Source organism: Syntrophorhabdaceae bacterium (assembly GCA_036504895.1).
Lineage (GTDB): Bacteria > Desulfobacterota > Syntrophorhabdia > Syntrophorhabdales > Syntrophorhabdaceae > PNOM01.
The window spans coordinates 20,928-30,797 of record DASXUJ010000102.1; the positions used below are offsets into that span (position 1 = coordinate 20,928).

The window sequence follows — 9,870 nt, forward strand, 5'->3', positions numbered from 1 at the left end:
GGCCATGGCAGACCTTTACGATCATCTGAAATATATGGTGGAGCGTGACGCCTCCGATATCTACCTCACTGTCGGATTGCCCCCCATGTTCCGCATCGAGGGCATCGTGGAGCCCCACGGCGAGACGCCCCTGACCAGCGAAGAGACGGAGGCAATCGCCGCTTCCATCATGAACGACCGTCAGAAGAAGGGATACGAGGAAGAGCTGGAGATGAACCTCGCCCTCTACTATCCCGACCTCGGAAGGTTCAGGGTCAATATCTTCAGGCAGAGGAGCTTCACGGGCCTCGTCATCAGGCAGATAAAGATCACCATCCAGACCATAGACGAGCTCGGCCTCCCCGCGATCATGAAGGAGATCGTCATGACCAGGCGCGGTCTCGTCCTGGTGGTGGGCGCCACGGGAAGCGGAAAATCGACGAGCCTCGCCGCCATGCTCGATTACCGCAACTCCAGCCAGAGGGGCCACATCATCACCATCGAGGACCCCATCGAGTTCGTCCACCCCCACAAGCTGAGCGTGGTCACCCAGCGCGAGGTGGGCTTCGACACCCATTCCTTCGCCAATGCTCTGAAAAATATGCTCCGCCAGGCCCCGGACGTGATCCTGATCGGAGAGATCAGGGACGCCGAGACCATGGAGCACGCCATCACCTTCGCCGAGACCGGCCACCTCGCCCTGGCCACCCTCCACTCGAATAACGCGAACCAGGCGATGGAGAGGATCCTCAATTTCTTTCCCATCGAGCGCCACCTCCAGATCTACATGCAGCTCTCCCTCAACCTGAGGTCGATCATCTCCCAGAGGCTCATCCCCACGGTAGACGGCAAAAGGGTGGCGGCCATAGAGATACTCCTCGATACCCCAAGGGTAAAAGACCTTATCCTGAAAGGGGAGATAGACCTCATCAAGGAAGCCATGGCCCTGGCCTACCACGAAGGCATGCAGACCTTCGACCAGCACATCTTCGACCTCTACATGGCCGGCAGAATAAGCTATGACAGCGCCATCGCCTACTCCGACAGCCCCAACGACGTACGGCTCCACATCAAAATGGCGGAGGTGAAAAAAGACGAGATGGAGCGAAAAGAACCGGCATTCAAGCTGAAGATGGATGAAAAACCCTTCTAAAGGGAAGGGAGACCCTGAATAGGGAACCGCGAAGGATCAGGTCCCCCGCGTGATCCAGGGTGTGTGCCGCCCTCCCCGGGAGGCGCCCGGTGTGCGCTCCCACCTTACTATAATGTGCGCCGAAGAGGATTTTTCACCCATCCTCTCCGGATCTCCTTTTTGTCCGCCCCTGTCGGAGTTTGCCTAAAGGATTCCCAAAAATAATTTTACCCTGGCCTTTCCGTAGCTTGACAGCCTATAGCTGCCGCCTTAGTTTTCTCTTGAGATTTTCTTAGTAAGCCCAAGTTTCTTTACTGAATTGAACAGGACGATCGTGACGCGGGGTCAGAGCGCGGAAAAAGGGGGCTTGTAATGAGAAGATTCGCAGTCCCGGCTATATACGTTTTTATCCTGTATCTCCTCTCAGCATTCTTTTCAGCAGAAATGTCCTACGGGGCGCCCGATTATATCGGCTCCGACGCGTGCAAATCGTGCCACGCCAATTATGTTCAAAGCTACGCGGAATCGATTCACGGCAAGACCTATGTTCCGGGCTCCCCTGCGAAAGAGGAGGGCTGCGAGACATGTCACGGACCGGGAGCGTCCCATGTAAAAAGGGGAGGGGGGAAAGGCACGATGTTTGCCTTCGGGCCGAATCCGGACGCAAGGGAGAAGACCGCAAAATGTCTCAAATGTCACGAGGACTCGCCGAAACAGGCTTTCTGGAATATGAGCAAACATAAAAGCTCCGGCCTTTCCTGTGACACCTGTCATGTGGTCCACACGGGGATGAAGCCGCTACGCGCCCCGTCCGGATATCTGCCGCTGCCTGCCCAGCGCAAGACGATGAAGGCGCCCATGCCCGACCTATGCTTCGGCTGCCATAAGGATGTGAGGTCCCAGACCCTGAGGCAATCCCATCACCCGATCAGGGAGGGCAAGACGGGGTGTTCCGCGTGTCATGAGCCCCACGGCGCCTTCGGCCCGAAAATGGTGAAGGCCGATTCCATAAACGAGTTGTGTTACAAGTGCCACGCGGAGAAAAGAGGGCCCTTCATGGTCGAGCACCCGCCGGTGGCGGAAAATTGCCTCAACTGTCACGTGGCCCATGGAAGCAACCACTCCGCCCTGCTCACCAGAAAGACGCCTCAGCTCTGCCAGAGCTGCCACGACTTCAGCCAGCACCCCGGCACACCGTATACGAGCTTCGAAACCTTCAGGGGACCGGCCCCCAGTAACCGCATGGTATCGCGTAACTGCGTGCTCTGCCATACGAACGTGCACGGCACCAACAGCCCGACGGACAGGGGACAGCGTTTTCTGAGATAGGGGTGACAATATGAGGCCGAGACTTATGCTTTATGTGCTTATTCTGGTAACCGCTCCAATCCTGGACGCCTTTGCGGAAGAGACGAAGAGGGGCGCGCCGGAGGCCGAGCCAAAGAAGGTCGAGCTCGAGGCGGGGGTCACCGGCACCTACCCCGCGGTGCGGGGAAACCAGGCAAAATACAGTGAATACAGGGATATCCGTGGAGGCACGCTGGGGGCCTACGGGTTGATCTATTTCGACTTCGACGACCAAACGGGGAACTTTGTGAAATTCAATGCCCTGAATATGGGATATGACGACCAGTATTACCGGCTGGATGGTGGAAAGAGGGGGAGCTTCAAATATTTCCTCTTCTATAATGAAACGCCCCACAATATCGGGTTCGACGGGATTACGCCCTATACAGGCGCGGGCAGCTCCACCCTCGCCTACGGCGGCCCGGGCGCTGCGAGCGCCAATCCCTCGACCTGGCTCCCCTTCGCATACTCGACAAAGAGGAAGGAATACGGTGGAGGGGCAAAGGTTACCCTCCTTAAGCCCTTCTTTTTCGATGTGTCCTTCTCCCAGGAGAAAAAGACGGGCACCAAACCGTCGGGCGCCGAAGGCGCGGTAGCGGCGTTCGGGAGGGCCATAGAACTCCCCCAGCCCGTCGACTATCAGACCGACCAGGTGAAAGCGGAAGCGGGCTATGCCCGGCAGCCTTTCTTTCTCTCCCTTTCCTACGCATACAGCCAGTTCAAAAATAACAACGATTTTCTAAACTTTCGCAATCCCTTTCTGGTTACCCAGCCGAATGTGGACACTCTTACCCTTCCCCCTGACAACAGTTTTCACAGGGCGGGCCTTACCGGCTCCGCGAAGCTACCTTATAACAGCAAACTGAATACGAATCTCTCCTATTCGATGGCAAGGTCGGACCAGAACTTCCTGTCCACAATATGGGACGCGGGCGTACGCACGCCGGTGACTTTGAGCAGCAACCGGTTTTACGGGGATGTGAGGACCCAGAATTATGATTTCGTCTTCACCTCCCGCCCGGTCTCTTTCGCCGAGGGCAAGCTCTTTTATAAATACTACGATAGAGACAACAAGTCGGATACCGTGGTCGCAACCGCAGGCGGTGCGACGACGGTAAACACCCTGTTCACCTATAAGAAGCAATATTTCGGGGCGGAGGTCGATTTCAGCCTCCAGAAGAACCTTCATCTGGTGACAGGGTATAAGCATGTCAATCTCGACAGGAAGAGGAATGACATACCGAAAAACCAGGACGATGTCTACTCTGCGGAACTCCGGTGGTCGCCCCTCAAAATGGGGATTCTCAAGGTGGGCTACGAGAAGCTGGTAAGGTCGGCGGAGTTCCGGCCACAGGGACTGGCCGGCGATGAACTGGTGGAGCTTTACATGAGAAGATTCGACGCGGCCCCGGCAATCAGAGAGACCTTCAAGGCCTCGGCCAACTTCTCACCCCTCGACGAGCTGAGCTTCACACTCGGGTACAAGTATAAAAAGACGAGCTATACGGCCACCCTGCTCGGGCTGCAGAACGATGAGCGCACCGAGTTCAGCTTCGACGTGGATTACGCCGTCGGTGAATTCGCAAGGCTCTTCGGCTATTTCGATTACGACGAGCGGAAATTCACGGAATTCCAGAGGAGGTATGCCGCAGGGGCAAATCCGAACCCCTTCGGAATCCAAAATGCCACCAATTTCAACTGGCAGTCGGACCAGACGGACAAGACATTCGATTTCGGGATCGCCACGGACATCTACGTGGTCCCGAGGGTGCTTACGCTCAGGCTCTCCGCGGACTACCTGCGGTCGCACGGCACCAATGATTTTACCTATTTCACGAACGCCGCCCTCACAGGGGGCCGGAATAACGACAATATCGACATAGGGAACTGGGGCAGCTACAAGAAGGAATTCTACATGGTGAAGGTGCTCTATAACGTCACGCCTTCAACCTCTTTGACTGCCGGGTATGCCTATGAGAAATACAGCGTCTCGGACGCCCAGTACGACGGCTACAGGTATACCCTCGGAACCCCGCCGACCACGTACCTTACCGGCGCCTACGCCAATCCCGATTACAAGGCCAACGTGGTCTTCTTCGGGGTAAACTACAAATTTCAGTAGGAGCGACGGCCTTCGGGGACCCATACTCCACCGTTACTTCCCCGAGGCCCAGCGCCTCAAGAATATCGAAAAAAAATAGCCTGAATACGAAAGGCGCCCACAGGGAAAGACTTCTCGGCTATAGCCCCTTTCCGCCCTCTTCCCCGTCTTCTGCGGCAAATTCGAGCGCCGGGGTTACCCTGGGTGCGCGGAACCTGACCCACATCTTTGCCGCGGCCACCACACCGACGGCCAAAACAATCTGCACCGTATAGCTGAACACGCTTCCATGGCCGCCCAAGGCCCTTGTGAGCAAGGGGTCGGTCATGATCATCTCGCCTGCGACCCTGCCCAGGACTGCGGCACCCAGCAGGACGATGACGGGAAAGCGGGTCATGAGACTCGTGATGACGTTACTTGCGAGGACCACGATGGGGATGCTCGTCGCGAGGCCGATGAAGAGGAGGATCGTGTCCCCCTGTGCCGCGCCCGCTACTCCGAGCACGTTATCGAGGCTCATGACGAGATCTGCCATGAGAATGGTGACGATCGCCTGGCGCAGACCCCGCACCTCTTTTACGTGATCGTCGTCATATTCGGGGATAAGGAGCTTAAAGGCGATCCAGAGGATGAGGATGCCCCCGGCGAGCTTGATGCCCGATATCTCGAGGAGTCTCGCTGCCGCGAAGGTTAGGCCGATCCTCAGGATTACCGCCCCTGCCGTGCCCAGTACGATACCCCACTGCCGCTCCTTGGCGGGCAGGGTGCGGACCGCCATGGCGATGACCACCGCGTTGTCCCCTGAAAGAATGATATTGATGAACATGATGTTCACAAGGCCGAGTAAAAACGGTCCGGCCATTAAATGTCCTAAATCCATAACTGCCTCCTTGAAAGCACGGGTGGAACCGGACCGGGCGAAGTCTTAATCCCGGCCGGTGCCTTTGTATCTATGCCTTATAATATTCCGTTCCGGAAAAGGAAGGTATCGGGTGAACCCTGAGATGGGGGGTAAAAATCCCGAAAGGGAAGGGCAAAAGTCCTGAAATGGGGGAGGGAAAAGCGAAGGATTGAAGAGATCCGTGTCTGGGGCTCAAAAACGGCGGGACCGGGACGGTCTTGCTCAGGGACCCAGGGAGGTGAGGCCCTCCCGTATGGCATACTTCGTGAGCTCCGCAACACTCCTGAGATCGAGCTTCTCCATGAGCTGCTGGCGGTGGGTTTCCACAGTTTTCACGCTTACGAAGAGGGCGGCGGCGATCTCTTTGGTGGTCCGGCCTTCGGCGATGAGCTGGAGCACTTCCCTCTCCCGGGGTGTAAGCACCGAGAAGGCGTTTGGCTCGGTTTTCGTAAGGGTACTGAGGTAGTCCTTGAGCACCACATCGGTGATCTTGGGGCTGAGATAGGGGGTGCCGGCGAGGACCGTGCGTATGGCGGAGGCAAGCTCTTCCGACGCGCTGTCCTTGAGGAGATAGCCCGAGACGCCCGCCTTCAGCATCTCGACCACGAACCTTTTATCGGAATGCATGGAAAGGGCGATCACCTTGGTGGCAGGGACGTCCGTGGTGACCTGCCGGGTTGCCTCAATGCCGTTGAGCCCCGGCATGCCTATGTCCATGATCACGATATGGGGTTTAAGCTTCTTCACGAGCTGGACCGCTTCGATGCCGTTTTCAGCCTCGGCGGCAACCTCGAAATCGGCATGTTTTTCGAGGAGGGCCCTGAGCCCTTCTCTCATAATCTTATGGTCGTCTGCGAGAACAATCCTGATCGTCATGTGCCCTCTCTCATTTAAGTCTTGGTCATCTTCGCCGGAGCCGAAAGAGTGACTGCGGCGCCCATTCCGGCGTTCGATTCAATTAAGATGCGGCCGCCGAGGTGGCGAAGCCGCTCTCTGATACTGAAAAGGCCGAAGCCCCGGGACCTCACGTCCGCCTTCGCCGGCGGAAAACCCCTGCCGTCGTCCCTCACTTCGACCACTATCTCCTCCCCCTTCATCCTTAACGAAACCCAGACGGTCCGTGCCTCCGCATGCTTGGCAACATTTACGAGAAGCTCCCTGACGGAGGTAAAGAGGAATATGCCCACTTCTTTGTCGATAATCTTCGGTTCGGGGTCATTCTGAAAGACAAAGCGGAAGCCGTGGGTCTTCTCCATCTGCTCGCCGAGCCACTCCAGGGCTGAGACGAAGCCGAGCTCATGGAGCACGGGAGGGGAGAGCTCGAAGGTGAGGGACCGGGTGTGGCTTATGGCCAGCCCGACGAGGCCCCTGACCTCGTCGATCTGGGTTTTCAGCTCCCCGGCAAGAGGGACTTCTCCAAGCCCGTCGAGCCTCATCTTGGAGACGGCGAGAAGCTGGCCCACGTCGTCGTGCAGGATCACGGCAATCCGCCGTCTTTCCCGCTCCTCGGCAAAAGAGAGCTCGGAAGCGAGGGAGCGAAGCTCCTCCTGGTAGGCCTGGACCTTCTCCTCCGCCTTCTTCCGCTCCGTAATATTCTCCACCGTGCCTTCACAATAGAGGATTGTTCCGTCCCCTGCCCTTGTCACCCTTGCGCGTTCCCTCACGAATATGGTCGATCCGTCGGGTCGTTTCCATGCGGCTTCGTAGTTGCGGACCCGGTCCGCTTCCGCGAGGAGCTTTCTGAACTCCGGCTGCAGATAGCTCGGCTCGTAATCACCCCATTCAACGGGAGTGGAGGCGAGCTCCAGGAAAGAGGCATAGCCGAGCATCCTGACGAGGGCGGGGTTGGCCATGAGAAGGCGGCCGTGGGGATTGGTCCGGTACATGCCCAAGGGTGAATTTTCATAGAGTTTTTTATACCGCTCGGCCCCTTTCCACATCATGATCTCGATCCGTTTTCCCTTGGTGAGGGCGAGGGTCAGCCTCTCGTTCGCCTTCTGAAGCTCCCCGGTCCTTTCAACGACCATCTGCTCCAGCTGATCCTTGTTGGCGAGCAGCGCCTCCTCGGCGCGCTTCCGCTCCGTAATATTCTGAATGATGCCCTCATACCCGAGTATCCGATCCATGCCGGAATGGCGGAGGCTTGCCGTGTGGAGACAGCTCAGTTCCGTTCCGTCCTTCCTCCTGAACCGGCTTTCCCGGTCCCTCACCACACCCTTCTTTCTCACGTCGCTCCGGAGCTTCATATCCTCCCGGGGATTGCGGTAGAGCCGGGACATGGTGATCCGCGCCATCTCTTCCCGGGTGTAGCCGAAAAGGTCGAGCATGGCCTGGTTGCAGTCGATCAGGCGCCCTTCAGGGGTCGTCGTATAGAGGGCGTGACTCGATTCCTCGAATAAGGTCCGGTAACGCCGGTCGCTCTCCCTGAGCGCGTTCTCGGCAGCCACCCGGTCGGTAATGTCGAGGAGGGACGCGATATTTTTCGTGGTCCCCGGAATAAGGGCACTCGTCATGAATATGGTCCTTTGTTCTCCGGAAGTGCGCACAAACTGAAATTCATAGTTCCTCGGCGCACCTGTTGGATCGATCCTCCTTTGAGTGTGGTAGCGCGCCACGCGCTCCATATCCCTGGGCTCCAGGAATTCGGTCCACTTGATCCTGCCCTCGATCTCCTCTTTGGAATGGCCCGAGAGCCTCTCGAATTCGCTATTCACGAGAGAGACGGTCATATCCTCATCGATAATGACCGTCGCGCAGGCGGTGGTCTCGAAAATTGTCCGGTAGCGGTCTTCCGATTCCTTGAGGGCCCTCTCCACGCGGTTCCGCTCCGTCACGTCCCGCATGTTGACCATGACCACCTGCCGGGTGCCGGAGCGTATGAGCCGTGCCCCCACCTCGATCTCACGCAACGAGCCGTCGGCCCGCTTATACTGCCTCACCCCGAACACCGCCTGGCCGCGCTCGAGCATCTCCTGGATCTTCAACCGGATAGTCTTATCTTCCAAAACCAGGATATCTTTGAGCGTGAGGCGGGCCACATCCTCTTCCGTATACCCCAGGATGTTGAGGAACTGATCGTTTACCTCGATAATTTTGCGGGTCCTCGGATTAAAGAGAAAAATTGCGTCGGGGGAATGCTTTATGAGGAGGCGATATCGCGCCTCGGATTCTTCGAGAGTCTTATTTTCGCGTTTTGAGCCCATGGGAAGACCGGTTGATGACAGTATACAACTTTGTATGAACGGGCGATATCAGAATATGCCCATCTTTACGCCTTCCGCCATGGTTTTACCCAGCTCGACGGCGCGAAGGATAATCTCCTCCGTGACCGGGCCTTTGCAGATAATGGGGTGCTGTGCCTTCTTCACGCGATAGGCTTTCAGGATGCGCTCGATCTGGGTGAGGGCGCCCGTGCCGTCATTTCCCGCGCATATAACCAGGGCATAGGGCTTCTTGTTCATTCGGAAATCGTCCCGCAGGGTCTCGTAAGTCCGGTCGAAAAGGTCCTTGATCGCCCCCGCCATATACCCGAAATATTCGGGCGAACAGATCACCAGCCCGTCGCATTCCCGGATATCCACGGCAACTGTCGCTGCCGCCCGCTTGAAGATTGCCGTAACCCCCTCCGTCTCCGCCACGCCCCGAGCCACCGCCCCGGCCAATTGCGCCGTATTGCCGCTCTGGGAGTGATAGGTAACTAGTATTCGGACCGCTGGTTTTGATTTCATATCCGGCTATCATTTTACCATGTCTTCGAAACTCTGCAAGAAAAAGGCGGCGCTGAACAGTCAAACTCTCCTGCTGTTGGAACCGGTCTATTCTCTCTGGCTACCGATCAAAAGCGTTTTAGCCGCAGATAACTGCGGATAATACCGGATAAAGGCAGATGAAAAGAGGATTGGCAATCTCACCGGCCGACACTGGCCGGTCAAATACTCTCGGCCCTGCGGGCCAGAGAGTGTCCAGCCGGTGGTGTCACCGGGTGGACGGAAGAGGCGTTTTTATCCGCCCTTATCCGGTTTTATCTGCGGCGAAAAAAGGGTTTGAGCTGAAACGGAGGACTTACAATTTTCCTCACTTTTTGCTTGACAAAAAATCCGCCCGATAATATCATTTGGTGAACAACAATTTCATTTAATGAACTAAAAGGGGCGCTCCTGGTGAGCTTCGGGCCTGCGGATCGGGAAGGGGAGGCTGGGGGAGAGGTGCGGCCATAGGTCGCCCGGGAAGTTACACCTTACGCAAATGCTTATTACTATTCAAGGAGGCACCATATGACCTACGAAACACTCTTAATAGAAATGGAAGGAAACGTCGCAACCGTACGACTCAACAGGCCCCCGGTCAACTCTCTCAACGTCCAGGCCTATTCCGACATCTATCAGGCATTCTCAGAGCTCGACAAGGACG

The 9,870-nt window shown here is 56.8% G+C and carries 7 protein-coding genes; 3 read left to right on the forward strand and 4 right to left on the reverse strand.

What is annotated here, in order from left to right; genetic code table 11:
- The first annotated feature begins 4 nt into the window (after positions 1–4).
- The 3 genes from VGJ94_14610 to VGJ94_14620 all read left to right on the forward strand — a co-directional run bounded on the left by VGJ94_14610 (position 5) and on the right by VGJ94_14620 (position 4,580).
- A complete protein-coding gene (locus tag VGJ94_14610; GenBank protein HEY3277846.1) occupies positions 5–1,132 on the forward strand; it encodes a PilT/PilU family type 4a pilus ATPase in 1,128 nt (375 codons plus the stop codon).
- Positions 1,133–1,483: 351 nt separating this feature from the next.
- Positions 1,484–2,440 (forward strand): DmsE family decaheme c-type cytochrome, encoded by a 957-nt coding sequence (locus VGJ94_14615; protein HEY3277847.1) that lies wholly within the window; start codon positions 1,484–1,486, stop codon positions 2,438–2,440.
- Between the two features lie 10 nt (positions 2,441–2,450).
- Positions 2,451–4,580, forward strand: a complete 2,130-nt coding sequence (locus VGJ94_14620) for an MtrB/PioB family decaheme-associated outer membrane protein (protein ID HEY3277848.1) — start codon at positions 2,451–2,453, stop codon at positions 4,578–4,580.
- 118 nt (positions 4,581–4,698) lie between these two features.
- On the opposite strand, the gene VGJ94_14625 is transcribed toward VGJ94_14620, so the two are convergent.
- From VGJ94_14625 to VGJ94_14640, 4 genes are all read right to left on the reverse strand, one after another.
- Entirely contained in the window at positions 4,699–5,439 is a 741-nt protein-coding gene (locus tag VGJ94_14625) for a TerC family protein (protein HEY3277849.1), read from the reverse strand.
- A 243-nt stretch (positions 5,440–5,682) separates the two neighbouring features.
- Positions 5,683–6,336, reverse strand: a complete 654-nt coding sequence (locus VGJ94_14630) for a response regulator transcription factor (GenBank protein ID HEY3277850.1) — start codon at positions 6,334–6,336, stop codon at positions 5,683–5,685.
- A 14-nt stretch (positions 6,337–6,350) separates the two neighbouring features.
- Positions 6,351–8,663, reverse strand: a complete 2,313-nt coding sequence (locus tag VGJ94_14635; GenBank protein HEY3277851.1) for a PAS domain S-box protein — start codon at positions 8,661–8,663, stop codon at positions 6,351–6,353.
- Between the two features lie 48 nt (positions 8,664–8,711).
- Positions 8,712–9,188, reverse strand: a complete 477-nt coding sequence (locus tag VGJ94_14640) for an NAD(P)H-dependent oxidoreductase (GenBank protein HEY3277852.1) — start codon at positions 9,186–9,188, stop codon at positions 8,712–8,714.
- Between the last annotated feature and the right edge of the window lie 682 nt (positions 9,189–9,870).

Excerpts from the sequence above, each read along its gene's own strand:
- VGJ94_14610 (HEY3277846.1), top strand. The coding sequence starts at position 5 with ATGGCAGACCTTTACGATCATCTGAAATATATGGTGGAGCGTGACGCC.
- VGJ94_14615 (HEY3277847.1), top strand. The coding sequence starts at position 1,484 with ATGAGAAGATTCGCAGTCCCGGCTATATACGTTTTTATCCTGTATCTC.
- VGJ94_14620 (HEY3277848.1), top strand. The coding sequence starts at position 2,451 with ATGAGGCCGAGACTTATGCTTTATGTGCTTATTCTGGTAACCGCTCCA.
- VGJ94_14625 (HEY3277849.1), bottom strand. The coding sequence starts at position 5,439 with ATGGATTTAGGACATTTAATGGCCGGACCGTTTTTACTCGGCCTTGTG.
- VGJ94_14630 (HEY3277850.1), bottom strand. The coding sequence starts at position 6,336 with ATGACGATCAGGATTGTTCTCGCAGACGACCATAAGATTATGAGAGAA.
- VGJ94_14635 (HEY3277851.1), bottom strand. The coding sequence starts at position 8,663 with ATGGGCTCAAAACGCGAAAATAAGACTCTCGAAGAATCCGAGGCGCGA.
- VGJ94_14640 (HEY3277852.1), bottom strand. The coding sequence starts at position 9,188 with ATGAAATCAAAACCAGCGGTCCGAATACTAGTTACCTATCACTCCCAG.